The following is a 26213-nucleotide window of genomic DNA, read 5'->3' as shown; positions in this document are numbered from 1 at the left end:
GCGGTGGCGGCCTGTTCGTCGAAGGGGCGCGGCGCGGGAAGGATGATCGCGGGCTTGGCGGCGGCGGCGATATCGGCCACCGCGCCCTGACCGGCATGGGAGACGACGACGTCCGCCGCGCACAGTCGCGACCAGGGATCATCGACCCAATCATCCAAACCCGCTGTCCGCCAGCGGTAGTCGCGATGCCGATCGGCGCACGCGCGCACCTGCGCGCCGGTGAACGTCGAGCCGCCCGCCCCGCCCAGCACGAGCACCGTCGGCCGGTCGGCACGGGCGGCGCGGGTGGGGACACGTCCGTCGAAGCGGCTGATCCCGCCGGCATAGTGCGTCTTGTGCGCGTGCTCGCGCAGCCACGGCGGCTCGTACAGCTCGCGCGGCCAGGCCGCGAGGATCCGTTCCGCTATGCGGTGCACCAGTTGGTGGGCGGTGTCGGTCCGCGTGCCCGGCAACGCCATCGCGACGACGGGCACGCCGTGCAGCCGCGCCAGCAGCGCGACCTCGACCGACACGTCCACGACGAGGGCGTCGGGCCGGGCGGTCGCGATCCACTCCGCGATGGTCGCCATCCGGTCGCGCAGGCCGTCGTCGCCGCGCGGCACCCAGTGCAGCACACCGGCCGCGGTGGGGTCGGTGACGGACTCGGCGCGGTTATCCGGGGCGAGCCTGATCACGTGGTCGAAACCGGTGACGGTCGCGGTGCTGAGCGCGGTGACGGGCGCGCTGAGGTGCGCTCGAATGCTTTGTGCCCGAACGAGATGGCCAGAGCCGTGGTGGTGAATGTAGTAACCGATCACGCCGCCCCCTGTCGCGGCCCGGCCCGGAAACTCGACAGCAGCCGCCGGTAGCGCCGCAGGTACGCCTCGACCATCGCGCCGTGGCCGCACTGGGTTTCGGCGCGGCGGCGCACGAGGTGGCGCGGGAGCGCGGCGGCCGCGTCGACGGCGGCGGCCATCGCGGCGACATCGCCGCCCGGCACGAGTCGTCCGGAGTCGTCGTCGAGGATCTCGGGGATGCCGCCGCGCGCGAACGCCACCACCGGTGTCCCGGTGGCGAGCGCCTCGGCGACGACCAAGCCGTACGGCTCGTCCCAGAGCGGGGTCACCAGTGCGGCACCACATGATCCGACCAGCGCGCCCAATGCGCGCTGATCCAGATGGCCGTGGTAGATCACGTCGTCGTCGAGCAGTCCGGCGATGGTATCGCGGTAGTACCGCGCGTCGCTGACCGGGCCGGCGAGATGTAGTCGTCGCCCGGCCCGGCGCGCCGCCTCGATCGCGAGGTGGGTGCCCTTCTCCGGCGTGATCCGCCCGAACCAGACCAGGTCGTGGCCGCCGTCGCCGAGTGGCCAGCCGGTCACGTCGATGCCGTTGGGGATGACGTCGAGGTCGGGAAGGTGGCGGCGCCACGCGGCGGCGGTGTGCTCGCTGACCGCCACGAAATCCGAGCCCGCGCCGCTGTTCACCTCCAGCGCGGACTCCAGCCAGACCGTCGGCGGGGTATGCAGGGTGGTCAGCATGGGGATGTCGAGCGCGGGCGCCATGGCGAGCGGCAGGTAGTGCAGGCTGTGGTTGTGGATGAGATCGAACGATCTCGGGACGTGCGTGGCCAGCTCCGTCATCAACGTGAGATAGGCGTGGTGATCGGCGAGGAATTGCGCGGGGGCCATCGACGGGTCGCCCGCCGCGGCCGAGCTGGGGGAGAAGGTCCGGACCCGCAGCGTCGCCTCGGCCGCGGCGGGATCGCTGCCCGCGGCGGCGAACAGGGTCACCCGGTGCCCGCGGGCGCGCAGCGCGCGAGCCAGATGCCAGACGTGCGCCTCGAGGCCGCCGGCGAAGGGCTGCCGGATCGGATGCCGGTTGGAGGCCAGCAGCGCGATCCGCGCGCCGCCGCCGGTCATGGGGCCGAGACCTTTTCGTAGATGTCGCGGTGGGCCGCGGCGAGCCGCCGGCGCTCGGCGTAGCGCTCGGGCCATTGCGCCCGTTGGGGTTTCGCGTCGTAGGCGGCGCGTACGGCGCGATCGAGCGTCGCCGGTTCGAAGCGTTGCTCGTCGAAAACGTAGGTCTCGCAGTGGCGTTGCTGATCGTAGAAGCCGCAGCTCGGGGCGACCACCGCGGTCCCGAGGTCGTAGCAGGCTTCCAGCCAGCCCGAATGCGTGCCGAACCGATAGGGCAGCACCGAGACCGACAGCGACGAAAGGTACTGCCACAGTTCGTCGTCGGAGTAATACGCGTGCACCCGGACGCGCACGTTCGGGCGGCGGCCGTAGTCCACCAGGGCCGCGCCCGCGTCCGGGTTGTACCAGTGGTTGCCCGGCTCGAAAAGTTCGTCGTGCACGTTGACTTCCAGCACCGCGCCGGGCAGCGTGCGCACCGTCTCGGCGAGGGTGTCCACCACCGGCAGCGGATCCATGTTGGCGCGCAGGCTCTTCACGTGGACGCCGACGGTGAACTCTTCCTGCGGCGGACGCGGCGCGCACACCAGCTCGCGCTCCACCACGTGCGGATGGCTCAGCACGGACGCGGTTCGGCCCCAATGCTTCTCGATCTGCTCGGCAGCACCCGGGGTCAGCGTGATCAACGCGTCGGCGGCGGGGATCAGCACATCGAGCTGTTCGCGATGCCCGCGGGGATCGGGCTGATGCGGGTTGCGCAGGTCGTGGACCGTGTAGACCAGCGGTTTGCCGTGATCCCGCAGTTCGCCCACGATGTCGGCGAGCACGTCGGGCGCGACCGTGTCGAACCCGAAATGCACATGGAATACGTCGAATCGAGTGTGGTTGCGGCGAATCCAAAGGGGGTCGAGCATGACCGGCGGCCACCAGCCGCCGGGCACCTTCCGCCCGTCGGCGGGTGGCGGATCGGGCAGGCGCACCACGGCGTCGCCGCCGTCGAACGCCGACAGGTGGCGCACGTACACGTGCGAGGCGGGCACCGAAGCGATCCGCAACGAAGCCCGCTCCCGCGAACTCGGCTCCAGGAGGTCTACCGACGAGCGGGTCATCGGGCCGACCTCGGCAGCGGCAGCGGGGAATTCCCACGGCGAATCGCGTTTTCCGCACGAGTCAACGGATTACCGCGCGCGATCAGCATGGGAACGGCCTTCCTGTCGTGGGATTCGTGGCTCCGGCGCCGACGATCTTTACGCTCCCGTGCTACCCCGGCGTCCCCCGCGCAAACGCCGATCGATCCTGTCTTCCGGTCGTGTGGGCGGCGGGTGCGGCATGGGACCGATATCGGCGGCTGGTCGGGTTGGGTTGTCCGGCTTGGGGTATAGCCGTAGCGCGAATGGTCGTTGATCGCCGAGGTGATCAACGCCGACTTCTCGGTCCGACGGTGCGGAGAAGGAGAGGCGACCGATGGCAAACGATCCGAGCGGCGGGCCGCGTGCGGCGGGAACCCGCGATGTGGAGAAACGGTGGCACGATCCCGGCGGTTTCCGCCACGCGGCCTGGTTCGTCGCCGCGGTGGTGGCGGTCGCGCTGGTGCTGATGGTGGTGATCGGCCTGTGGACGGGCGGCGCGAACTACTGCGATACGTCCGGGTGCGCCGGGTGGGAGAGGTACCTGGTTTCGATCGTCCCGGCGGGCGTACTCCTGCTCGGCACCCTCGGCGCGTTCTGGCAGACCTACCGGGTGTGGCGCGGCGGCGGCGCGTGGCCGATATGGCAGGGCGCGGGCTGGTTCCTGCTGATGATCACCCTCGTCTACGTGACGATCTCGGGTAGCTTCGTCGCCGCTGATCAGTAGAGTTCGTCGACGTCGATCTTCTTCTCCAGCACCTCTTTCGCGACCTCCACCAGCGGGCGGTCGGTCGTGAACGCGCGGCCACGTAGTCGCAGGAACGCGTCGTCGAGGCTGATGCGCAGCAGGGCGGCCAGCATGCCGGTGGCCACGTTGACGTCGTGATAGGAGCCCACCGGCCGCAGCCAGGCCTGCCCCGCCTCCTCGGCCCTGGTCACCTCCTGCATGAGGGCCTGCGAGATCACCACGGCGACGATCATCGCGTCGGCCATCATGCTCGGGGTGAAACCGCCGATCTGATGGCGGTACAGGTCGAGCGTGCCCAGCCGCACCCCGCCGATCCGCAGTGGAAACGCGTACACCGCCCTGGCGCCCATGGCCAGCGCGGCATCGCAGAACCAGGGCCAGCGGGCCTCGGCGGTGCGAATGTCGGTGACCAGCTCCGGCTCGCCGCTGGCGAACGCGTCGACGCCCGGGCCCTCGCCGAGGGTGTACTGCTGGCCGTCGAGCTGGCCCGCCCACTCATCGCTCGCGCCGAGCATGTCCTGGGCGCGCAGGCTGGCCCGCAGCGTCAGCGCGGCGGCGTCGATGCCCGGCAGGAGCTCCACGGAAACCCCGCAGACGGCGCGGGCCCACTGGCTCGTGCCGGGCACACCGGGGACGGTGACGATCGCGCGCCACAACGACTCTCGTCGCCCGTCCACAATCCGCCGCCTCCCAATTCACCGATGTCATTGCCAGCCTACGAGTGCCGGGGTGCCGGGGACAGAGGTCGCGTCGCGGGTCCCTCGAGCACGCGGCCGTCCGGTGCGAAGCGCGAGCCGTGCAGCGGGCAGTCCCAGGACTTCTCGGCGTCGTTCCACTGCACGATGCCGTAGAGGTGTGGGCATACCGCGGAGACCGCGGTGGTCTCGCCGTCGACGGTGCAGGTGGCGACCGGCCGAACGCCGTCGCGCCCGACCCGGCCGCCGCCCTCGGCCGGCGCGTCGCCGTCCCCGTGCAGCTCGGCCCGCGCCCAGCCGCCGACCATGGCGAGGCCGACACCGCCGTTGGCCTTGAGCGCGGTGCCCAGCCCCGCGAGTTCGCGGGTCCGCCACGCCTCCAGCGTCGGGGCCCAGTCCTTCTGCCTGCCGAAGATCCGCTCGGAGAGGGCGAGCGCGGCGGCGACGCCGTTCGTCATTCCCCACTTCGAATACCCGGTGGCCACGAGAATGTGGTCGCGGCCGGGCACCAGCGGGCCGACGTAGGGCAGCCCGTCGATGGGCGAGTAGTCCTGCGCCGACCAGCTGTGCGTCAAAGTCGCGCCGGGCCAATACTTTCGGGTCCAGTCGACGAGGTCGGCGACCTTCGATCGTGTCGTCTTCTCCCGGCCGACGATGTGCCCATTGCCGCCGACCAGCAGCAGCTCGCCCTGCGGGGTGGGCGCGTAGCGCAGGGAACGCGTCGGCTGGTCCGCGGACAGATACATGCCGTGCGGGATCGGCCCCGGCGTCTCGAAGGCCAGCGCGTATGAGCGATGCGGCTCCAGCCGGGCGAAGAACCCGCCGCGGTCCAGGATCGGAGTACCGGTCGCGAGGACGACGGTGCCGGCGCGGATGACGCCGTGCTCCGTGCGCACCTCGTCGCCGATCACCTCGGTCACCCGGGTGTTCTCGAAGATCACCGCGTTGTGCCGCTCGGCCGCCGCGGCCAGACCGCGCAGCACGGAAACGGGATCGAACTGCGCCTGATCGTCGAGGCGAACCGCGCCGTAGGTGGGGAACGGCAGGTCGAGTTCGTCGACCCACGCGACGTCGAGCCCCGCCGAGCGGCACGCCGCGAGCTCGGCCTCGACCTGCGCGGCGCCCTCCCGCTTCCCCGCATAGGTGAACGCGGGCGCGCGCTGAACATCGATGCCTTCGTCGGCGCAGAAGCCGAGCAGCCATTGCTGCGCTTCCCGATTGGCCGCGACGTAATCGCGCAGCGTCTCGGTGGAGTGCTTCTTCGCGATGGTCGAGACGTGGGTGCCTTGGAGCAGGCTCAGTTTCGCGGTCGTATTGCCCGTCGCGACGGCCCCGAGCGTCCGCGCCTCGAGCAAGGCCACCGAGGCCCCGCCGCGCGCGAGCAGCAGAGCCGTCGTCACTCCGGTCAGGCCGCCGCCGACAACGACGACGTCGAACCGCAGTCCGGGCTCGGGGGTCGGATACGTCGTCGCGGGCGCGCCGTCTAGCCACAGGGAGGTCACATCGCCCGATTGCCCCCGCCCGCCGGGTCGAAACGCCGCCGGTTCGGCTCAGGCCGGGCCGCGCCGGCGTTTGCGGTGGCTGGTGTCGCAGAGCGGGTAATTCTTGGACCGCTTGCACAGGCACAGCGCCACCTGGAAACGGTCGCAGTCGATGCGGGTGCCGTCGGCGGCCACGATCTCGACCGGCCCCTCGACGAGCGCGGGGCCGTCGGTGGTGAAAGTTATTCGCCGCCGGTCACTTTCGCGTTTTGTCGGCACGGATCACCACCAGCTCCTCGCTCCGCTGATCCGGCTGGATCAGCCCCTGTTCGACGAGGTGATCGCTGCACCGGCGCATCACCGGGCCGAACGGGATCGTCGCGCGGGCCACGACCGCGGCCTTCAAGCCGCCTCGGCGCAGCTGCGTGATGGTGCGTTCGGGGTCGGCCACCGTGGAGTGCACGATCAGCGCGGCGCCGTCGGGCGCCAGCAGCGTGGGTGTCCGTGCACAGAGCCGGTCGAGAAACGACCTGCCGTCGCGGCCGGCGTGCCAGGCCCGCGCCCGCCCGCGCACCGGGCGTTCGGGCCGGGCCGGGACGTACGGGGGATTGGCCAGCAGCAGATCGAATTCGCGGTCTGCCAAAGCCATTTCGAAGTCGCCGCGCAGAATCTCGACGTCGATTCCGCGCATGCGGCAGTTGAGCCACGTGGACATGCGCGCCGAGCCGGAGATGTCGACCGCGGTGACCGAGGCGGCCCCCGCCAGGCCGGCGTGTACCGCCAATGCGCCGGTGCCGCTGCACACATCGACGACGCGACCACCCTCGGGCAGCGCGGCCTCGGCCAACGCGGCGGCCAGTAACCAGGTATCCGTCTGGGGCCGATAGACGCCCGGGGTGCGTATCAACATCACTTCGCGGCAATTCCCTTCCGCGCGGCGATCAATCATGATCGGCGTCGGGAAGTGGCTCACGCAACGAGGTGCGATCCTCGCGCCAGCAACCCATGATGTGCTCGGCCAAGCGGTCTTCCAGCAGGTTCGTCACCTGGATGCCGAAGACGACGGATTCGCGCAACTCCGGCTCGCGCGCGAGCAGATCCGTGATCACCTCGCGCATCACCTGCTCGTGCACCGCGTCCGCCTCGACGTGTTCGGTGTAGAACAGCGTGCAGGCCGGGCCGAAATTCCACCGACCCAACGCCTCGGCCATGCGGCGCGCACCGGGCGAGGAGGTGATCTCGACGTTCGCGAAATGCCCGACGAGCGCGCCACGCCAGGCGCGATGCAGGCCGAACAGCGACATCATGTCGACCAGCGCGAGCATCGGCGCGGGCACGATATCGAGATAGTGCAGGTAGCCGGGGTCGAGCCCGGCGTCGGCCAGCAGGTCGGCGTAGAGCTGGGCGTGCACGCGTTCGGCGCGACCGCCGCCGAACTCGTCGAACTCCACCGCGACCAGCGAGGCCTTGGCCTGGCCGCGCAGCCGCGGGATCGCCCACACGTACGGGTCGGCCTCCTTGTGGTGGTAGATCGAGCGGTGCACGAAGTACTCCCGCAGATGCCACGGCCTGCCCTCGTCGCGCAGGAAGACGCTGACACCCGACTCCTCGGCGGGAGTCACCAGCAAATTCTCCAGCTCCGCGTCCAGGTCGGCGCCGCCCGGCACGTCGTCGCGCAACGCCCGCAGGTAGCGCTGCTCCATGGCCGCCCGCAGGGTGAGCAGCCCCGGATCCCACTCCCAGCCCGCGTCGACCGACTCGTAGCCGTGATAGTGCAGCTCGTAGCAGGTGTGCAGGGCGAGCTGGAAGTCCTCGCCGTAGGGATCGAGGTCGGGCAAGGGCGGGACGGCGCTGCCTGGAGCCCCCGCCAGCAGGTCGTTGACCTGTGCCGACAGCTCGCCGCGTGGGGTGGGCAGGGCGCCGACCTCGGCGACACGAGAGGTAGTCATGAGGTCGGCGTACCCAGCCCGAAACCGTTGATGCGCCGATCTTCTCACCGGCGCAACAACCCGGCTATCGGCCTTCTCACACGAGTTCGGCCGCCCTGGCCCACACTCGGTGCGACGGCAGCGCGGCCGCGATCTTCTCGAAGGCCCCGGCGATGCCGTCCGCGGCCTCGACCCCCGCCGAACTCTCCGCGACGCCCGCGGCGGTCAGCGCACCGCGGCCCTCCGGCGTGTAGGCGATGCCCTTGAGGTGGCGGTGCATCTCCTGGATGAGCACCGTGAGCCGCTGGTCGGCAGAGCTGGCCGCGAGCAGCAGCGCGTCGAACTCGATGGACCGCGCGGTGGCGAGCGTGCGCGAGACGGTCACCGCGCCGGAGCCCAGCTCGCCGCCGTGCGCCGCGATGACCAGCGGCGTCATCTTCTGCTCGATGATGGTATTCACGGTCGCGGCCAAGGCGCCGAGGTCGGAGTTCTCGTCGGCGTAGATGCCGATGATCCGGCCGTCGCACGGCCAGGTCTGGCCGAGCTGCGACAGCGCGGGGGACGGCACGACCTCCACGGCCGCGTTGGCCTTGTCCGGCAGCGTGAGCCCCAGCCGCTTCGCGACGGTCTGCGCGAGCTGCTCATCGATCTCGCGCAGATTGGTCACGGTGCGCAGCTTGATCGCCTTCTCGTAGCACTTGCCCAACTCGAAGCTGTAGGCGTCGGCCACGTGGGCCCGTTCGATGTCGGTGAGGCTGTGGTAGAAGAGCCGGGCGCTGCTGAAGTGATCATCGAAGCTCGCGGCGGCCTCGCGGACCTTCGGCCCGGATACCTGCTGCGGGAACTCGATCAGGGTCTCGTTCGCGCCCGCGATGAATGGGCAGCCGCCGTCGAGACTGTTGGGCCGGTACGGCGCGACACCGGCGTGCACGGCGGTCTGGTGCATGCCGTCGCGGAACATGTCGTTGATCGGCGCGTGCGGCCGGTTGATCGGCAGCTGGGCGAAGTTGGGGCCGCCGAGCCGCGAGATCTGGGTGTCCAGGTAGGAGAACAGCCGGCCTTGCAGCAGCGGGTCGTTGGTGACGTCGATGCCGCGCACGAGATGGCCTGGATGGAACGCGACCTGCTCGGTCTGGCTGAAGTAGTTCGTCGGGTTCGCGTTGAGCGTCATCGTGCCGATGATCTGGACCGGGGCCAGCTCCTCCGGCACGAGCTTGGTGGGATCGAGCAGATCGATGCCCTCGAACATCTGCTCCTCGTTGTCGGGGAACACCTGCACACCGAGATCCCACTGCGGGTACGCCCCCGCCTCGATCGCGTCGGCCAGGTCGCGGCGGTGCATGTCGGGGTCGACGCCCCCGGCGATCTGCGCCTCTTCCCACAGCAGCGAGTGCACGCCCAGCTTCGGCTTCCAGTGGAACTTGACCAGCACCGTCGCGCCCTCGTCGTTGATGAGGCGGAAGGTATGAACGCCGAAGCCCTCCATCATGCGATAGGAGCGGGGAATGCCGCGATCGGACATGTTCCACAGGGTGTGCGCGGTGGCCTCGGTGTGCAGGGAGACGAAGTCCCAGAAAGTGTCGTGGGCGCTCTGCGCCTGCGGGATCTCCCGGTCCGGATGCGGTTTGCCCGCGTGGATGATGTCGGGGAACTTGACGCCGTCCTGGATGAAGAACACCGGGATGTTGTTGCCGACGAGGTCCCACACGCCGGTGTCGGTGTAGAACTTCGTGGCGAAACCGCGGGTGTCGCGCACCGTGTCGGCCGAGCCCCGCGAGCCGAGGACGGTGGAGAAACGGACGAAAACCGGTGTCTCCTTGCCCTTTTCGAACAGGGACGCGCAGGTGATCTTCGTCGCGGCGCCGTTGCCGACGAACACGCCGTGCGCCGCCGCGCCGCGGGCGTGCACCACCCGCTCCGGAATCCGCTCGTGGTCGAAGTGGGTGATCTTCTCGCGCAGATGATGGTCCTGCAGCAGCACCGGGCCGCGCGGGCCCGCCTTGAGCGAGTGGTCGGTATCGGGCAGCCGCGCGCCCTGCGCGGTGGTCAGGAAGGCGCCCTGCTGGGCCATCGCGTCTTCGGGCATGTCGACCGGGTAGCCGGTGGGCGTCGTCGGGCGCGGCGCCGCCTGGTCGTGCTTCGGGGGCAGCGGCTCCCTGGGCTCGGTCGGCTCTTCCAGCGAAGCCGGCTCGGCGGAAGGGACACCCGGGACGGCGTTCGGATCGGTGGACTTCGATCGACGGGCGAATGGCGACATTTCGGGGTTACCTCCTGGAGTCGAGGGAAGGGCAAGACGCGTGGAATCCGCGCGATGACGCAACCCACTTGCCCATGAGCGCGTCGACCTCGTGGACGACACAGTGACGGACTCGAGTCCGACGGTACCCAGCCCTGCCGGTCCCAAACGGGCGCCGAAGGTCACCTCCGAGAGGACGTTGGTCAGGTGTGGCGAGGGGGCTTCCGGCGGTCCGATGCCATGTCGGCGGGGTTTGCCGGGATAGCCGCGGGGTAGGCGGTCGGCAATCGGCTTCCGCTGGACCCATCGACACACTCTCAGGGAGATCCTCATGACCGTTCGGACCGGCCGACCACGTGGACTCGGGGGCCGCGGGTGAGCGGGGAACGGCGTCACCTCGGCGGCTATCTGGCGACGATGGCGATGTACACGGTCGTCGTCGCGACGGCCACCCTGCTCGGCGCGGTGACCAATCGGCAACTGCCCCGCGGGATGAGCGTGCGCGAACTGGCGGTCACCGCGCTCGCGGCGCACAAGATTTCCCGCACGGTGACCAAGGCGTCGATCACCACGCCGCTGCGCGCGCCGTTCACCACGCACACCGGGCACGGCGGGCCAGGCGAGGTGATGGAGCAGCCGAAGGCGGACGACGGCGTCGAGCGCAGTTTCGGCGAATTGCTCAGCTGCCCATTCTGTTTCGATGTGTGGGCGGTCACCGGGCTGACCATCGGGCAGGTGTTCGCGCCGCGGGCCACCCGGCTGGTCGTGGACGCGCTCGCGGCGCTGGCGGGCGCGGACTTCCTGCATCTCGCCTACGCCACGGCGCAGCAGGTGGCCGAGAAATAGACGGCGCAGCAGGTGGCCGAGAAATAGGGCGGCGAGGTGGACAACCTCGCCGCCCGACGGTCGATCAGTTGCGACCGGTGACTTCCTGAGCGATGGCAGCGAGCCGGGTCTGGGCCGCGGAGACCACGCCCTGCCGGTCCTTGTGCGCCTCCTCGTACGCGAGGATGGCGCGCACGTCGCCGGGGGCGGTCAGCTCCTTGATCTCGGCGACGGCTTGGCCGACGTTCAGATCGTCGTAGTCCGCGATGGGCAGCTCCTCGGGCTCGAGAACGCCGGTGGCGGTGCGCAGCGAGTGCAGCGCGTCGGCGGTGCTGTCCGCGCCCTCGCTGCGGGTGATCCGCTCGGCGGTTTCCAGCGCGGCGTCGCGGGAGCCGGCCAGCGTCTTGACCGCCACGTCACCCGCGTGCGCGCCCCTGGCCAGCAGTTCCTGGAGCGCGGGCGGGGTGCTGCGGAAGGTGTCGAGTGCGCGGTCCAAGCCGCGCGTGGACCAGGTGACCGGGGTGTTGACCAGCTTGACGGCCGTCCCGGTGGCCGCCTGTAAAGGCGTGCGGCGCAAGGCCGCCGGGCCGCCGAGCGCGTCCTCGGCCAGGACCGTGCTGAGCCAGTCCACGGTCGCCGAGTGCGCGGTGATCAAGCGCTGCGCCAAGGCCACCACGTCCTCGCGGGAGGCCGCGGTGGCAAGCGCCTTGAGGTAGCGCGCGCGGTCGAGCAGCTGGTGCTCGAGAGTGAGATCGCCGAGGAGGGCCTCGTCGAACGGCTGGGCCTGCTCGGCCATCGCCTTGACGGCGGCCGCGAGTCGTCCGAGGAAGGGGCCGATCAACTGCGGGACGCCGCCGAGTTCGCGGATGGCGGACTCGATGGCCTCCGCGCGAGCGCGGGCATTGTCGGCGTTCTCGGACAGCTCCCGGCGCACGGCGTCGGTCCTGGCCTGCGCGATCCGGGTCTCGGCGATCTGGATCTCGGTGTTGGTCAGATCGCGGATCGCGCGTAGCTGCGCGAGCAGGGTACTGGTGTCGCTGGTGCTCATGGGGGTTCGTCCTTCGATGTTGACTGCATCGGTTGGGCGCGACGGTGCACCTCCACCGTGGACACGTATCCACCGTCGGCGGATACTCCCTTCGCCTACCACGGCAGGGTCGAGCCAAACCCGTTGTGCGGTATCGCTTCGAGACCGGTGCGCGCTGGTTCGCCTGTGGCGGAACCCTTTCGGCGCGTCCGCCGGGCCGAGCCGCGACGGCCGCGGACCCGGGCGAACCGGCTGGTCGAGAACCGGTCGATAATATCGGGATGCGTTCCCAGGCCAAGATCTTGGAAGCCACGCTCGAGGTCATCCGGAACGACGGCTTCGAGGGGGTGAGTATCGCGGCGGTCGCGCAGCAGGCCGGTGTGTCGCGCCAGACCGTCTACTCCATCTTCGGCTCCCGCGAGGACCTGGTGTCGCAGGCGATCGGGGACCTGCTCATGTGGGCGCTGGCCGGGATTCGCGCACAGCTCGAAGCGGTCGGGTCGGCATCGGAGTACGTCGTGGAGCTCATCGTCGCGGGCCGCACGGCGGTGCGCGCCGACCCCGTCCTCGCCGCCCTGCTGCGCGCCGGGCAGGGCAATCCGGTCTACGACACGGACATGGTCGCGCGCGCGAAACCCATTGCGCACGAACTGCTCTCACCGGTGCTGGCGTTGGACCCGAACCTCGCGCCGCACCTGGACGACATCGCGCAGATCGGAATCCGCCTCGGGCTGTCGGTGATTCTCTTCGACGATGCGGCCATCCATTCCGACGATGATCTGCGCGGCTTCCTCACGCGGTGGCTGGTGTTGCCGGCTCCCTGATCGAGCCTGGCTCGAATATCTTGACACTTTGTGCGATGAGTGTCTAGTTTTAGCTCGCCCAGCCACCGCTCGGGCGCCTGTTCCGCCCGAAGCTCGGCATGCCGGTCGTGACCCCGACCGCCGGAGCCTTCGCGTGCTCTCTCCGCCGCGCTCTGGAGGTCGACCGTGTCCGCAACTACCCGTCGCAGGTTTCTAGGAGGGGCCGCCGGGCTCTTGCTCGCGAGTTCCGGTGTGGCACAGGCTCATAACGGCATCACGGCCGACATCCGGCGGGTTCGGGTCGTCCGGGAAGACCATCGCGCGATCGTGATCGGGTCGGGCTTCGGCGGTGGCGTCGCCGCGCTGCGCCTGGCGCAGGCCGGTGTGCCGGTCCTGGTGCTCGAGCGCGGGCGGCGCTGGCCGACCGGACCGAACGCCGACACGTTCCCGAATCCGACGGCGCCGGACAAGCGCGCCCTCTGGTATCGGTCCAGCCCCGAATTCTTCGGCAAGCCAGTGCTTTTCGAGCCTTACGTCGGCCTACTGGAGGCGGTCGCCGGGGAGAACATGACCGCGCTGTGCGCGGCGGGCGTCGGCGGCGGATCGCTGGTGTATCAAGGCATGACCTTGCAGCCGGATGAGGCGGTCTTCAACAGTCAGCTGCCCGAGGAGCTCGACTGGGCGACCATGAACCGCGTCCACTACCCGCGGGTGGCGCGCATGCTGCACCTCGCCGTCGCCCCGGACGAACTCGTCGAGACGCCGAACTACCGGGCCGCCAAGGCTTTCGCGCGCAACGTCGAGCGCGCGGGGCTGCCGCTCTCGAAGATCCCGATGCCCATCGACTGGAATTTCGCCCTCGACGAGCTACGCGGACGCATGCGCCCGTCGTACACCAACGGCGCCGGTTCGCTCGGTGTGAACAACGGCGGAAAATACTCCGTGGACGTCACTTACCTCGCCGAGGCCGAGGCCACCGGGCGGGTGACGATCGAGACCCTGCATCACGTCACCGACGTGGAGCGCGCGGCCGACGGCCGATGGACCGTCTATGTCGACCGGATCGACACCTCCGGGACGGTGCTCGAGCACAAGATTCTCACCACCGACGCCCTGATCATGGCGGCGGGCAGCCTCAACACCACCAAGCTGCTGGTCCGGGCCGCCGCGCAGGGCCGCATCCCCGATATGCCCGACGGGCTCGGCGGCAATTGGGGGACCAACGCCGACCGCATCTACGTCTGGACGTGCCCCGAGCAGGATTTCGGCGTCGAGCAGGGCGGCCCGGTCGTCTACGGCAGCCTGAACTGGGACGACCCCGGCTCGGCGGCCACGGTGATCCAGGCGTCCATTCCACCGCTGAGCCTGGATGCCCACAGCACCATGCTCGTCGGCTACGGCGTGAGCGACGACCGCGGCCACTTCGCGTACGACTCCGCGACCGATCAGGCGATCCTGCACTGGCCGAAGGACGGCGACGCTCTCGTGCAGAACGCGCACATCGGCCCTACGGTGCGGCGAATCGCCGGTCCCGCAAGCCTTCTCACCGACACCAACGAGCTGTTCCCCTCGACGTGGCACCCGCTCGGCGGCGCGAGCATGGGCACGGTCTGCGATCTGGCGGGGCGGGTGCACGGGCAGCGCGGACTCTATGTCCTGGACGGCGCGCTCATTCCCGGCAGCGCCGCGGCGTGCAACCCCTCGATGACCATCGCGGCGGTGGCCGAGCGCGCGCTCGACCAGTTGGTCGCCCAAGACGTCGGGACCGTCATCTGACGGCTCGAAACATTCTGAACCACTAGGAGTTTCGATGCACAACAAGCGTTTGCGGCGCGCCGTCTTCGCCGTGGCGGTGACCGCCCTCAGCGCGGCCGGCGTACCCGCCGCGGCAGAACCGGTGAGCGCCTTCTACTTTCCGCCCGCGCAGCTGCCCGCCGAGCCGGGCGCGATCGTGAAGACCCAGCCCATGCCGGTTTTCGCGGCGCCGCCGGGCGCGCAGGGCGGCTGGCCCGTCGCGGCGCGGCAGGTGATGTACACCTCGCGTACCCAGAACGGCGAGCCCGTCGCGGTGTCGGGCACCTACCTCGAGCCGACTCAGCCGTGGCTGGGCTCGGGGCCGCGCCCGACCGTCGTCATCGCGCCCGGCACCGCGGGGCAGGGTGACCAGTGCGCGGTGTCCGTCGCGTTCTCCACCGGGCTCGCGGTCCGCACCGACCCGCTGTCGGTGTCGGCCAACCAGGAGGCGATTTCGGCGGCGGCGTGGGGTGGGCTCGGCGCGCGGGTGTTCGTCACCGACTACATCGGGCTCGGCACGCCCGGTATCCACACCTACGTCAACCGGGTCGAGTCCGCGCACGCCGTGCTCGACGCCGCCCGCGCCGCCGACGCACTCGCGGGGACCGCGGCTCCCCTCGTCTTCTGGGGCTACTCCCAGGGTGGCGGGGCGGTCGCCGCGGCCGCCGAGTTGCAGCCGGAGTACGCGCCCGAGCTGAACCTGAAGGGCACGTGGGCGGGCGGCCCGGTCGCCGACCTCGCCGTGGTGCTGGCGCAGATCGACGGCAACCTCATCGGCGGCGCGATCGGCTTCGCCATCAACGGTTTCACCGCCCGCTACCCGGAACTTCGTGCGGCACTGGACGAACGCACCACGCCCGCGGGCCGCGCGCTGCTGGATCGGCTCAGCACCTCGTGCATCGGCGACGTCATCCTGCAGGAGCCGTTCGCCCGCACCGACGCGCTCACCGTCGACGGCCGCCCCCTGCTGGAACATCTGCGGTCGATCCCCGGCGTCGAGCGTGTCCTAGGCGACCAGCGCATCGGCAACCTGCGCCCCACCACCCCCGTATTGATCACCAGCGGCCGCAACGACGACACCGTCCCTTACAGTCAGGCCCGTCAACTGGCCACCGACTGGTGCGCCCAAGGCTCGACCATAACCTTCCGCACCAACGAACTACCGCCCATAGCCCCCGGCACCACCATCGCCAACCACTTCGGCCCCGAACTAATAGACGGTTTCGGCACCAACAACGCCATCTCCTACCTAATCGACCGCTTGAACGAAAACCCCCTCCAAGGCTGCACATTCAACTGACGCGCCGCCCTCCACCGAGGCACCTCCCTGTTCTTCAGTGGCGGCCAGCCAATAAAACTGGATGGAAAACCGGGGAGTAACGCGGAGACTCACATACCCATGAATCCTGACGGAACGTATCCGAAACCTCCAGGCTGGTGACTATGGAACTGCGATTGGACATTGTCGGACAGCGGGTTTCGGAGGTGATCGTGGGCTTCACGGTTACTGTTCGGATGGGTTCGCCCACCGCGTTCGAGCTACAGATCGAGGGGGAGGTGGACTTTCGTACGTCTGGCGGGGACTTGTCGCAGGCTGGTTCCAACGACTATGGCGACATCGGTTCCGAACTGGAATCCCTCGTCGGTTCGACCGTAACCAGGGCCGATGCCAGCGAGGTCGATGGCTTGAGCCTCCAGTTCGACTCCGGTGCCCAAATTCATGTCCCCATCCATGAGATGTATGAGGCTTGGGGCCTCGTAGGACTGGACGGTTATCGGGTCATCTGTTTGCCGGGCGGAGAGTTCGCCATTTGGTCTGCTCGCAAGGAGAAATGAGCCGGGTCACGGCATCATCGACGTCGGGTCGTTCGAACAGCGCCGGTAGGTCGGCAGCGTCGTCCCGGCCGACTTGCGGTCGGTCGGAACTACGGGCAGCGGAAAACGTTGCTGGCAAGGGTGTGGTTGACTTTGAAAAGGGTTGGCGGCAAGACGTTCTCGGCGCGCATACAGATGCTGGGTTCAGTTCTACGGAGTGCCGAACCAGGTGCCTAGGGCGGACTCGAAGGCTGTGGGGTTGGGGGTGGGGGTGTCGGCCCAGGCGACTACTCCGTCGGGGCGTACGAGCAGGGCGCTTACGCCGAGGTTGTTGTGGGCCGTGCCGGTGACGTATTGAATTCTGTTCTCCCACTTGGCGGCTGTGTCGCGCAGGTGGTGGTCGCCGGTGAGTTCGAGTGCGAGGCCACGGCCGTCCTGCATTAGGTCGCCGAGGCGGGTGCCGTCGGCTAGTCGGAAGTCGGGGGCGTCGTGGCCGATCAGGGGGTGTTCGCCGCCGACGTCGTAGTGGATCGACGCGCCGGAAACCCTGCCGTACACATACGTGGTTCCGTCGCGGGTGCCGAGAAGGTCGCGGACCACACCTTGCAGGGCTTGGGCGTACGGGCCGGGCCGCATGGTCGCCGCTTGGGCGCGCGACCAGTCGAGTACCCGCGCACCGATCGGATGGCGCTCCTCGGTGTAGGTGTCGAGCAGCCCGTCCGGCGCGTGTCCGTGCACGGTGGCCGCGAGTTTCCAGCCCAGGTTCATCGCGTCGCCGAGGCCGGTGTTGAGGCCCTGCCCGCCCATGGGCGAGTGGATGTGGGCGGCGTCGCCGGCGAGCAGCACCCGGCCCCGGCGGTAGGTGGTCGTCTGCATCGCCCGGTCGGTGAAGCTCGAGGCGAGATGGATCTCGGTGAGCGTCACGTCGGTGCCCGAGATCCGGCGCAGCACCTCTTGCAGATGCTCGCGGGTCGGCTGCCGCGAACGGTCGAACGCGCCGCCGTCGAAGTCCATCATGCCGAGGTGCCCGTCCCTGGGCATCCGGATGTAGGCGCCCTGCGGCGTCAGATTGAAGCCGGGCCGCAGCTTCTCGGGATCGGCGATGGTCGCGAGCAGGGTGTACCCGGTGAACATCGGCTCGGTGCCGACGAATTCGAAGCCGGCGAACCCGCGCACCACGCTGCGTCCGCCGTCGCAGCCGACCACCCAGCGCGCCGCGTGGCCGTGCCCGCCGGTGTGCACGACCGCGCGCTCGTCGTCCTGGCTGATCCCCGAGACCGTGACGCCGTACTCGACCTGGACGCCGAGCTTGGTCGCTCGTTCGTACAGCACCGACTCCACCGCTTCGAGGTCGGCCATCAGCATCTCCGGTCCCGGGCTCGGCAACCGGAAGGGGAAGGCGGCGAGGTCGACGTGGGCCGGGTCGAGCGTCATCGCGGCGAAATGGCCTGCGAAGGATGGCTGTGCCCGTTCGTCCGCGTCGGTCTCGACGCCGGTGACCGCCGGCAGCCCGGACGCGCTCAGCAGCGGATCCAGCATTCCGCGCCGATAGAACGCCTCGATCGAGGCGGTGGTCAGCCCCCGGGTGCCCAGCGGCGCCGCCCGCCACGGGGATCGCGGCCCCGGCTCGCGCTCTAGCACCACGACGGAGCAGCCGGCGAGACCGAGTTCGCAGGCGAGGAAGAGACCGACCGGGCCCGCGCCCACAATGGCTATATCGAATTCGTCCATGACGCTATGGTTCTCGACGGCTCTTGCACCGTCCTGGCGTGCGGCTTGCGCTGCCGGGTCACTCGATCAGCAGCACGAGCTTTCCGCGCACGCTCCCGGCCTCGCCGACGCGATGGGCCTCGGCGACATCGCTGAGCGGAAAGGTCCGGCCGACCTGCACGACGAACTGTCCGGCCTCGATGAGCCGCGCGACCAACGCCAGCGAGTAGAGCGCGCGCCCCGCGTCGCCACTGCTGAACCGCACGCCGTGCCGTTGCGCGCCCGCCCAGTCGGCGAGCGTGATCACGTGCTCCGGGCCGCCCGCGAGTTCGACGAGTTCGCCCAGCACGCCGCTGCCCGCGACGTCGAGCGCCCGATCGACCCCGTCGGGGGCCAGCGCGCGCACCCGCTCGGGCATGCCGTCGCCGTACGCGACGGGCTCGGCTCTGAGCGAGCGCAGGAATTCGTGCGAGGCGGCGCTCGCGGTGCCGATCACGCGGGCGCCGCGCGCCACGGCGAGCTGGACCGCGGCCGCGCCGACGGCTCCCGAAGCGCCGTTGATCAACACAGTGTTTCCCTGCTCGACCCCGAGCTGATCGAGTCCGCGCGCCGCGGTCTCGACGGCGGAGGGCAGGGCGGCCGCAGTGGCGAAGTCGAGCGAGGGCGGGATCGGCACGTAATTCGCCAGCACGGCGTGCTCGGCCTGCGCCCCGCTCGCCGCGGTGAATCCGAACACCCGATCGCCGACGGCCACGTCGGTGACGCCCGCACCGATCTCGTCGACGATCCCGGCCGCCTCGTAACCCATGGTCTGCGGCAGTTCCTGATCCATCAGGCCCTGCCGCTTCTTCCAGTCGCTGGTGTTGAGACCGGCGGCGCGCACCGCGATGCGAACCTGCCCGGCCGCCGGGTGCGGATCGGGCAGGTCGACGAGCTCGAGCACATCCGGTGCGCCGAATCGGCTGAACCGTACCGCTTTCATGAGTCTGTCCTTGTCGTCGTCGCTGCTCGCACGGCTGCTGCCGATCGGCGGTCGAACATGACCCGGTGGCGGATCATGCACTAGGCTAACTGACTAAACTTAGTCACACAAGGAAGTGAGCGGATGCCGAGAACCAGCGAGCGCGGCGGCCCGCGGACGCGCGCACGAATCCTGGAGGTCGCGAATCGGTTGTTCCTGGAGCGCGGGTACGAGGCCGTCACCGTCGCGCAGATCGCGCGCGAGGCGGGCGTGTCGAGCGTGACGGTCTTCAATCACTTTCCGCGCAAGGAGGATCTGTTCCTGGATCGCGCGGCGGACGCGGCCGAGCTGCTGCGCGCGGCCGTGCGCGATCGGGAGCCGGGCGTCGATGTGCTGACGTCCCTGCGGGACACGAGCCTGCGCCTGTTCGACGCGCGGCATCCGCTCTCCGGTCTCGACGAGCGCTCCGTGCCCTTCTTCCGGACGGTCGCCGGATCGCCCGCGCTCGTGGCGCGCGCACGGGCGATCGGGGCCGAACTTCAGCAGACGCTGGCCGAGGAGCTCGATCGCGACCCGGCGTTCGAGGGCGACGGGACGTTGCTCGCCGCGTTCTTCCTCGCCGGATACAGCGCGGTGCTGGTGGAGACGGCGCGGCGGCGTATCGCGGGGAAGTCGACGAGGGCCGTGGTGCGCGACCACCGGGTGCGTCTCGAGCGGTTGTTCGACGCGCTTCGTGACGGGGTGGGCTCGGGGACCGAGGAGTACTTCCGCTAGCGTGCCCTGGTGGCCGCGCGATAGCGGAGGTGATGCGCGAAAGTCAGTGCGCGCCGAAGGCTTCCAGGATCGAGGGCCGCGCGGTCGCGATCGCCTGCTGCCAGTAGGGCCAGGTGTGCGTGCCGTGGACGAAGTCGATCCGCGCGGGAATCCCCAACGCCGTCAAGCGGTCTCGCAGCATCTGCGTCGCGATGGTCGACAAGGCCTCCAGCCCCATCGCGTTGATCGTGTTGCCGACTCCGTTGGGCACATCGAGCGGGCCGGGTGCCCCGTCACCGGTCGAGACGTACATCGGTAGCCCGCGCAACAATTCGGCCTGTTCGGTGGCGTCGTTGCGGGTCCAGGCCGGCGCGCCCGCCGGGCCCCACATGTCGTCCACGTTGAAGTTGCCCTCGTCCCACATGGCCGCGCGCATCGCCTCGTTCCACAGCGGGAACGTCGGATGCACGAAACCCGAGAGGGATCCGGCGAACCTGAACTGATCGCGGTGGTGCGCGGCCAGCGTCAGCGCGGCGTTGCCGCCCATCGAGGCGCCCACGATCGCGTTGTTGGTGCGCGAGACGCCGTACCCGGCCAGGAAGGCGGGCAGTTCGCGGGTGAGGAAGGTCTCCCACTTGTACGTCGTCGCTTGATGATTCGTGCTGCTCGGCCGATACCAGTCGGTGTAGAAACTGGAGCGGCCGCCGACCGGGAGCACCACCGTGACATCGTCGCCCGCGAATTGGCGCAGCACGTCGGTGTCGCTCGTCCACTGGCTGTGGTCGGCGGGGGCGCGAAGGCCGTCGAGGAGGTACAGCGCGGAGCTGCCGCCGCGCGCCGCCCACTGCACCTGGACCTTGATCGGGCCCATGGTCGAGGGCACCGACAGCTCCTGGTAACCGCCTGCGGGAGCACGCAATACGGGTCCGTGCGGCGCGGCGGCGCCTACCGCCGTGCCCGCCGACGACACCGCGACCGCGGTCGCCAGAACGACGACCGCTTTCCGCAGCCGGCCGCCCACGAACCGTCGGCCCTCGAATCGTGCCGTCGCGCCCACCGCGCACACCTCATGCTTTCCCGGTTGCCACCGAAGGAACTCGAATCCCTTTGCCGCCCAGGCTAGGTTAGCCCGTGACGTGGTCGCTGCCCCTATTTCCCTGGGTGCGGGGTCGTTCGGGCGCCGCTCACCGGCCGAGATCAGGCTCCGAAGGCGGTGATTCGCTCGGGCACGACCCGCACGATCCATCGCCGCACCTCCGCCGGTTCCGGGGGTGGTAGTTCGCCGACGTACTTCTGGGACAGACGCGCCGGGAGTCGCTTGTCCGGATCCGCCACCAGTTCGGCGGTGCCCGCGATATCGATGGTCCGGTAGGCGTTTTGGGCGTCCAGCACGGTCACGCTGACCCGTGGGTCGCGGGCGAGGTTGCGGCCCTTCCGACGGCCCGCGGTCGTGGAGAACACCAGAGCGTCGTCGTCGCGGTCCACCCAGACCACCGACGTGTGCGGTGACCCGTCCTCGTTCACCGTGGCGACCACGGCAAAGTTCTTGCCATCCAACATGTTTCGCATGCGCTCTTGAAGTTCGGTCACTGGAGGAAACCTACCGGCGCGCGGTGCCGCGGTGAATGGCTCGAAAGCTCAGATGCATATCCCGATCGCTCAGGGCGGTCGGGCCGCGGGGCTCGCCGTGCACCCCGCGACCGGCCCGCCTCCGTCAGGCGGCGTCGAGAGCCGCGGTGATCTTGCGCGCCATGGCGGCCACGGCCGGGCTCGCCTCGCTCTTGCCCGGTCCGGCGGCGGCCTCGACGGCGACCAGCACGGTGTCGCGGAAGTTGTCCGCCTCACCCGGGTATCCGCCGAGCAGGCGCATGGCCGCGGTCAGCGCGGGCAGCACCTCGTCGGCGAGTTCGGCGGTGGACTTGCCGGGCAGGTGGATGTCCTTGGACTTCGCGGCGAGTGCGTGCCCGACCAGTCCGGTGGCGGAGGTCAGGGTGATCGAGGCCTGCGTGATGCCCTTGTGCGGCGCACCGGCGGCGGCCATCAGCGAGACCGCGCCGTAGGCGGCGGTGCGCAGGGTGCTCTTGTCCTGGTCGGTCAGGGTGGTGGTGGACATGTCGGGTACTCCTCGAATCTGGTTGTGGTGCGGTTTGTTCGATGTACACACTTTCGCCGGGCTCGCTGACGCCGACCTGACACGCGCCTGACGTCGCCGCTGACATCGGATCAACGCGCCGGTCGAGCGCGCGAGACGGCGGCCGGGCGGGAGGCACAGCATGATGGTGGGATGGCTGAGCGGGTGAGCGCATGCGCGCGTTGCTGATACTGATCATCGTCCTGGGCATCGCGCTGGTCGTCGGCGATCGGGTGGCGGTGGTGATGGCGCAGAACGAGATCGGCCGCAAGGTCGCCGCCGAATACGGCCTTCCGCAGCGGCCGAGCGTCGTCATCGGCGGATTCCCGTTCCTCACCCAGGCCGTCGACGGCAAGTATCACGACATCGACGTCCGGGTCGGCGACTGGACCGGGCAGGGCCTCACCGTCCACGACCTCGACATCACCATGACCGACGTGGCGGCGCCGCTGAGCGACCTGCTGCACAACCGCACCGCGAACCTGGTCGCGGGCACGGCGACGGCGACGGGCGTGGTGCCCTACGACACCGTGCGCGGCTTCGCCCCCGCCGGCGTCGAGTCGATCTCCTACAGCCCGGACGGACTGCGCGTCACCGGATCGTTCTCGGTGGAGGGCATCTCCGTGCCCGGCACCGTCGTCGTCACCGTCGCGCCCACCGACAACGGCATCGAGGTCACCCCCGTCTCGGTCCAATCCGCGGTCGGCGGACCCACCATCTCCGTCGCCATGCTCCGCAACACCCTGACCTTCACCGTGCCCCTGCAGAAGCTGCCCCTCGGCGCGCGTCTCACCGCCATCCAACCGGCCACCGACGGTCTCCACGTCACCGCCGTCGCACACGACGTGCGCTTCTCCGATCTGCCGTAATGCTTTGCGGCGCTTCGATCGTCGTGCGAGATCGCATCAGCGTCGGGTCACGGTCACCTGCACGGTGTCCTGTCCCGGACTGGTGCCGAGCTGAAGCAGCCGGGCGTCGGGCGCCGACACGACCTCGGCGCCTTGACTCTCGACCTGGTAGCCGTCGGGGTAATTGCTCTGTGGCAGATACACCTCGGTGCGTGCGTCGCGGGGGAGCGGTCGATCGGCGGGGTGGGCACTGTATTCGAGGGTGAACGTTCCGGTCGTGCTGTCGTAGTGCCACTGCTGCGGGGTGCCTGCGATCGCGGTGGGATACGGCCGGACGAGCGCGGGGTTCATCAGGTTCGGGCCGGTCGGCGGCTCCTGATGATGATCAGGTGTCTGATTCTGTGGGTGGGACCAGAACATCCAGGAAGCCAGGTTTTCGTCGAGTCTGTCGGCGAGACGGATCAGCCGCGCCTGATCCGTGGTCGCCCCGAACTCGGTCACCACGCCGACGACGCCCTCGGCGCCGGCGCGATCCAATCCGTTGCTCACACAGGTATCGACCGGTCCGAAGCAGTAGTCGTGAAAACTCATGCCCGCCTCGGGATCTCCGGTGGGGTTCGGCATCCAGTCCGGTGTACCGAAGTCGTTGGTCACGGACGGCTCGTAGAACAGCAGGTGTCTCGAGTCCACCCGGCGGATGGCGTTCATCGCGTTCGCTTCGAACGGTGCGAGCACGTCGCGCTCGAATCCGGGACAGCCCTGCGGAAAACACGTCGGCCAATCCCAACCGGGCCACGGCTCGTTGATCAGGTCGTAGCCGAGCAGGTACGGCTCGTCCGCGAAGAACCGCGCGACATGCGCCCACATGGCCGCATAGTGTTCATGCAGTCCGATGCCGTCGGGCGCGAGGTGGTCGCGCCAGAAGTTCGCCCACGTCTGATTCTGTGCGGGGCTCGCGAAATAGACGAGTGGAAAGCCGGGGTCGGGTCGCAAGGGAAACCCGTCGGCGAACGTCGCCCACTGCGGGAACCCGCTCCAACTGGCGCCCACGGATTCGTTGAACGCGTCTTGATGCGAGTCGATGAGGGTGTAGATGTTGTACCGGGCCAGCAACCGCTGAGTCTGCTGGATCTGCTGAATGTAGTCGTCGTCGTAGACCCCGGGTTGCGGCTCGACCGCGTTCCAGGCGAACCCCAGCCGCACCGCGTTGAAACCGTTGTCCGCCAGGAACTGAGCGTCGTCCTCACCGAAGCCGCCGGCCGCGGGAAAGTAGGGCGGGTTCTTGTAGACCAGGTTCACGCCGTGCAAGGTGATCACCCGACCCTGATCGTCGGTGAGCCACCGCCCTGCGTGCCCCAGTTCGGTAGCCGCCGGTGTCGCCACAGCCGACGGCGTCAATCCGAACATCAATACGGCCAACCCGAGACACCGCGCTATCGAAGACACGACGGTCATCGCGCAACCTTTCGACGGGTATGCGCCGAGGACACGGCGCTGTCCAAGCAGGAAACGCTCGCCACGTGCTAAATCGAAGACTGATGCGCGAATGCTATATCGCCGGTCGAACCCGGCGTCTCAGGCGGAGAACGCCGCGCCGTCGGCGGTACGAACCTCATGTCCGGCTGCCCGGAGTTCCGCACGACAATGGTGGGCCGGGCTGCGTGTGCCGAACGGGACGTATTTCACGGCTGCTGGGCTGGATCCGACGCGAAGTAATCGCCGTGACGTAAATCTTCGAGCAGCGTGGGGTGGGTGGGGGTCCAGTCGAGTAGTTGGCGGGTGTGGCTGCTGGAGACGGGCGCGTCGGCGGCGTAGACCGCGGCCATGAAGGGTATCTCGAAGTGGGGAACGGCTTCTTCGGGGGTCAGTGAAACGGTTTGTATCCCAAGGGCATTGGCGATGGTGTCCGCGATGCTCTTCAGGGTGACGCCGCTTTCGGCGGCGCCGTGGAGCACGCTGCCCGCGGGGGCCTTCTCCAGTGCGAGGCGGAAAAGTTTCGCCGCGTCCAGGCGGTGCACCGCGGGCCAGCGGTTGGCGCCGTCGCCGATGTAGGCCGACACGCCGGTCCGTCGGGCGGTGACGACGAGCATGCCGATGAAGCCGTAGTCGCCGGGGCCGTGCACGGTGGGGGCGAGCCGGACGACCGAGGCGCGCACACCCTGGGCGGCGAAGCCGAGACAGGCCTGCTCGCCCGGAATGCGGAAGTAGCCGCGTCCGGTCGTGTCGGGTTCGTCGTGCTCGGTGGTCTCCCGGCCCTCCGGCATGACCAGGGTGCCCGAGGTGCTGACGAAGGGCTTGCCCGAGTCGCGTAGTGCCGCGCCGAGGGTCTCGATCGCGGTCCGGTCGCGGCGAATCAACCCGTCGGGATCGGCGAAGTCGCCGCCGAAGCCCATGTGCAGGACGCCGTCCGCGGCTTCGGCGCCCCTGCGCAGGGCATCGAGGTCATCGAGTGAACCACGATGCGGTGTGGCGCCGATCGCCGCCAATCGATCGGCGGCGGCGTCCGAGCGCGCGAGGCCGGTGACGGTGTGACCGGCCGCGATGAGTTCGGTGACGACGGTCGGGCCGGTGAGTCCGGACCCGCCGGTGACGAATACGTGCATGAGAAGTCTCCCGTGTAACGCCAGTGACTGGCGCTAAGTAGCGCCAGTCACTGACTCTACGCGTAGTGTCAGTCACTGGCACAACGTGGTGTCAGTCACTGACACATCCCGGGTAATCTCTAGGCATGCCCCGGAGTGGAGAGGACGCGCGCCGCCGCCTGCAACAGGCGGCCCTCGACCTGTATCGGGAACGCGGCTTCGACCAGACCACCACGGCCGAGATCGCCGCCAGGGCCGGGCTCAACGAGCGCACGTTCTTCCGGCACTTCCCTGACAAGCGCGAGGTGCTTTTCGGCGGCGAAGCCGAACTGCGCGCCACGCTCGTCGAAGGCGTGGTCGATGCGCCGGACGACTTACCGCCACTTGCCTTGCTGCTTCGGGCTTTTCGGAAGGCCGGAGAGATCTTCGAGGCGAATCGCTCGTTCTGTGAACCGCGGGCGGCGGTCATCGCCGCGACGCCCGCGCTGCGGGAACGTGAGCTGGCCAAGGCCGACTCGATCACCGCCGCGATAGCGGAGGCCTTGCGGCAGCGCGGAATCGGCGACCGCTTGGCCGGCCTGGCCGCCCAAACCGCTTGGGCTGCTTTCCATCACGCCGCCCAAACCTGGCTGGACGACCCTGCGGAGAGCTTGGACGCGCACCTGCGGCAAGCCTTCGACGATCTGGGCGCGCTCTGCGCGCCGATTCCGGCGTCTCGCTGAACCACTCGTTCCGCGCCCGATGGTTAACCGCAGGTGTCTGTTCGGTGATGCCGATCCCGCTCGGCCGGACGGATCGACACCCGCGTGGTTGGGTGTCCGGCAGGAGTGGCTGAGCGGGTAGGAGTGGAATGTC

26 protein-coding genes are annotated in these 26213 nt (G+C 69.4%); 9 read left to right on the top strand and 17 right to left on the bottom strand.

Translation table 11 applies throughout. The annotated features are described in order from the left end of the window. From ON39_RS39075 to ON39_RS39065, 3 genes are all read right to left on the bottom strand, one after another. A partial coding sequence (locus ON39_RS39075) for a glycosyltransferase (RefSeq protein ID WP_040741743.1) occupies positions 1 to 797 on the bottom strand: 797 nt, incomplete at its 3' end. Next, positions 794 to 1900 (bottom strand): glycosyltransferase, encoded by a 1107-nt coding sequence (locus ON39_RS39070; RefSeq protein ID WP_040741742.1) that lies wholly within the window; start codon positions 1898 to 1900, stop codon positions 794 to 796. The genes ON39_RS39075 and ON39_RS39070, both read right to left, overlap by 4 nt. Then, the gene (locus ON39_RS39065; protein ID WP_051187672.1) at positions 1897 to 3003 is read right to left on the bottom strand and encodes a glycosyltransferase; all 1107 of its coding nucleotides are present in this window, start codon (positions 3001 to 3003) and stop codon (positions 1897 to 1899) included. Before ON39_RS39065 ends, ON39_RS39070 begins: the two co-directional genes overlap by 4 nt. Before the next feature lie 355 nt (positions 3004 to 3358). Here ON39_RS39065 and ON39_RS39060 point away from each other — a divergent pair, with 355 nt between their 5' ends. Further along, complete coding sequence (locus ON39_RS39060; protein ID WP_051187671.1) at positions 3359 to 3748, top strand: hypothetical protein; 390 nt, start codon at positions 3359 to 3361, stop codon at positions 3746 to 3748. On the opposite strand, the gene ON39_RS39055 is transcribed toward ON39_RS39060, so the two are convergent. The 6 genes from ON39_RS39055 to ON39_RS39030 all read right to left on the bottom strand — a co-directional run bounded on the left by ON39_RS39055 (position 3742) and on the right by ON39_RS39030 (position 10130). Further along, a complete protein-coding gene (locus ON39_RS39055) occupies positions 3742 to 4446 on the bottom strand; it encodes a GAF and ANTAR domain-containing protein (protein WP_246003024.1) in 705 nt (234 codons plus the stop codon). The genes ON39_RS39060 and ON39_RS39055 overlap by 7 nt on opposite strands. A gap of 38 nt (positions 4447 to 4484) precedes the next feature. Further along, complete coding sequence (locus ON39_RS39050) at positions 4485 to 5966, bottom strand: FAD-dependent oxidoreductase (protein WP_040741741.1); 1482 nt, start codon at positions 5964 to 5966, stop codon at positions 4485 to 4487. A gap of 48 nt (positions 5967 to 6014) precedes the next feature. Continuing rightward, positions 6015 to 6224, bottom strand: coding sequence for a CDGSH iron-sulfur domain-containing protein (locus ON39_RS39045; protein ID WP_040741738.1), 210 nt, complete (start codon positions 6222 to 6224; stop codon positions 6015 to 6017). Then, the gene (locus ON39_RS39040) at positions 6202 to 6855 is read right to left on the bottom strand and encodes a HemK2/MTQ2 family protein methyltransferase (RefSeq protein WP_040741736.1); all 654 of its coding nucleotides are present in this window, start codon (positions 6853 to 6855) and stop codon (positions 6202 to 6204) included. The genes ON39_RS39045 and ON39_RS39040 overlap by 23 nt, the downstream gene beginning before the upstream one ends. A gap of 31 nt (positions 6856 to 6886) precedes the next feature. Next, entirely contained in the window at positions 6887 to 7894 is a 1008-nt protein-coding gene (locus ON39_RS39035) for an iron-containing redox enzyme family protein (protein ID WP_040741734.1), read from the bottom strand. 76 nt (positions 7895 to 7970) lie between these two features. Continuing rightward, positions 7971 to 10130, bottom strand: coding sequence for a catalase (locus ON39_RS39030; RefSeq protein WP_040741732.1), 2160 nt, complete (start codon positions 10128 to 10130; stop codon positions 7971 to 7973). A 354-nt stretch (positions 10131 to 10484) separates the two neighbouring features. Here ON39_RS39030 and ON39_RS39025 point away from each other — a divergent pair, with 354 nt between their 5' ends. Beyond that, positions 10485 to 10955 (top strand): DUF1360 domain-containing protein, encoded by a 471-nt coding sequence (locus ON39_RS39025; RefSeq protein ID WP_040741730.1) that lies wholly within the window; start codon positions 10485 to 10487, stop codon positions 10953 to 10955. Positions 10956 to 11019: 64 nt separating this feature from the next. On the opposite strand, the gene ON39_RS39020 is transcribed toward ON39_RS39025, so the two are convergent. Continuing rightward, the gene (locus tag ON39_RS39020; protein WP_040741727.1) at positions 11020 to 11982 is read right to left on the bottom strand and encodes a hypothetical protein; all 963 of its coding nucleotides are present in this window, start codon (positions 11980 to 11982) and stop codon (positions 11020 to 11022) included. A 260-nt stretch (positions 11983 to 12242) separates the two neighbouring features. Between ON39_RS39020 and ON39_RS39015 the strand changes: the two genes are divergently transcribed. The 4 genes from ON39_RS39015 to ON39_RS46425 all read left to right on the top strand — a co-directional run bounded on the left by ON39_RS39015 (position 12243) and on the right by ON39_RS46425 (position 16394). Beyond that, entirely contained in the window at positions 12243 to 12785 is a 543-nt protein-coding gene (locus ON39_RS39015) for a TetR/AcrR family transcriptional regulator (RefSeq protein WP_040741749.1), read from the top strand. 165 nt (positions 12786 to 12950) lie between these two features. Further along, positions 12951 to 14540: a GMC oxidoreductase gene (locus ON39_RS39010; RefSeq protein ID WP_083894960.1), complete on the top strand. Its 1590-nt coding sequence runs from the start codon at positions 12951 to 12953 to the stop codon at positions 14538 to 14540. Positions 14541 to 14574: 34 nt separating this feature from the next. Further along, positions 14575 to 15858: a lipase family protein gene (locus ON39_RS39005; protein WP_051187670.1), complete on the top strand. Its 1284-nt coding sequence runs from the start codon at positions 14575 to 14577 to the stop codon at positions 15856 to 15858. A 143-nt stretch (positions 15859 to 16001) separates the two neighbouring features. Then, the gene (locus ON39_RS46425; protein ID WP_051187669.1) at positions 16002 to 16394 is read left to right on the top strand and encodes a DUF6188 family protein; all 393 of its coding nucleotides are present in this window, start codon (positions 16002 to 16004) and stop codon (positions 16392 to 16394) included. A gap of 189 nt (positions 16395 to 16583) precedes the next feature. On the opposite strand, the gene ON39_RS38995 is transcribed toward ON39_RS46425, so the two are convergent. Both ON39_RS38995 and ON39_RS38990 read right to left on the bottom strand, forming a co-directional pair. Further along, positions 16584 to 18104 (bottom strand): FAD-dependent oxidoreductase, encoded by a 1521-nt coding sequence (locus ON39_RS38995; protein ID WP_040741725.1) that lies wholly within the window; start codon positions 18102 to 18104, stop codon positions 16584 to 16586. 58 nt (positions 18105 to 18162) lie between these two features. Beyond that, positions 18163 to 19065, bottom strand: a complete 903-nt coding sequence (locus ON39_RS38990; protein WP_040741722.1) for an NADP-dependent oxidoreductase — start codon at positions 19063 to 19065, stop codon at positions 18163 to 18165. A 123-nt stretch (positions 19066 to 19188) separates the two neighbouring features. On the opposite strand from ON39_RS38990, the gene ON39_RS38985 reads away from it, so the two are divergent. After that, entirely contained in the window at positions 19189 to 19818 is a 630-nt protein-coding gene (locus ON39_RS38985; protein ID WP_040741721.1) for a TetR/AcrR family transcriptional regulator, read from the top strand. A 43-nt stretch (positions 19819 to 19861) separates the two neighbouring features. On the opposite strand, the gene ON39_RS38980 is transcribed toward ON39_RS38985, so the two are convergent. From ON39_RS38980 to ON39_RS38970, 3 genes are all read right to left on the bottom strand, one after another. Further along, positions 19862 to 20854 carry an alpha/beta hydrolase gene (locus ON39_RS38980; RefSeq protein ID WP_373283774.1) on the bottom strand — a complete coding sequence of 331 codons (993 nt, stop codon included), beginning with the start codon at positions 20852 to 20854 and terminating at the stop codon, positions 19862 to 19864. Positions 20855 to 20994: 140 nt separating this feature from the next. Beyond that, positions 20995 to 21387: a PPOX class F420-dependent oxidoreductase gene (locus tag ON39_RS38975; protein WP_246003025.1), complete on the bottom strand. Its 393-nt coding sequence runs from the start codon at positions 21385 to 21387 to the stop codon at positions 20995 to 20997. A gap of 124 nt (positions 21388 to 21511) precedes the next feature. Beyond that, positions 21512 to 21910: a hypothetical protein gene (locus tag ON39_RS38970; protein WP_040741719.1), complete on the bottom strand. Its 399-nt coding sequence runs from the start codon at positions 21908 to 21910 to the stop codon at positions 21512 to 21514. 191 nt (positions 21911 to 22101) lie between these two features. Here ON39_RS38970 and ON39_RS38965 point away from each other — a divergent pair, with 191 nt between their 5' ends. Continuing rightward, positions 22102 to 22797 (top strand): LmeA family phospholipid-binding protein, encoded by a 696-nt coding sequence (locus ON39_RS38965; protein WP_040741718.1) that lies wholly within the window; start codon positions 22102 to 22104, stop codon positions 22795 to 22797. A 36-nt stretch (positions 22798 to 22833) separates the two neighbouring features. On the opposite strand, the gene ON39_RS38960 is transcribed toward ON39_RS38965, so the two are convergent. Beyond that, on the bottom strand, positions 22834 to 24231 hold the full coding sequence (locus ON39_RS38960) for a cellulase family glycosylhydrolase (protein ID WP_083894958.1): 1398 nt from the start codon (positions 24229 to 24231) through the stop codon (positions 22834 to 22836). 227 nt (positions 24232 to 24458) lie between these two features. After that, on the bottom strand, positions 24459 to 25379 hold the full coding sequence (locus ON39_RS38955) for an SDR family oxidoreductase (protein WP_040741716.1): 921 nt from the start codon (positions 25377 to 25379) through the stop codon (positions 24459 to 24461). A 125-nt stretch (positions 25380 to 25504) separates the two neighbouring features. Here ON39_RS38955 and ON39_RS38950 point away from each other — a divergent pair, with 125 nt between their 5' ends. After that, positions 25505 to 26080 (top strand): TetR/AcrR family transcriptional regulator, encoded by a 576-nt coding sequence (locus ON39_RS38950; RefSeq protein WP_040741714.1) that lies wholly within the window; start codon positions 25505 to 25507, stop codon positions 26078 to 26080. Positions 26081 to 26213 lie beyond the last annotated feature (133 nt).

Origin of the sequence: Nocardia tenerifensis NBRC 101015 (assembly GCF_000308715.1) — a bacterium.
Taxonomy (GTDB): Bacteria; Actinomycetota; Actinomycetes; order Mycobacteriales; family Mycobacteriaceae; genus Nocardia; species Nocardia tenerifensis.
This window is presented reverse-complemented; position numbering and strand designations above follow the sequence as displayed.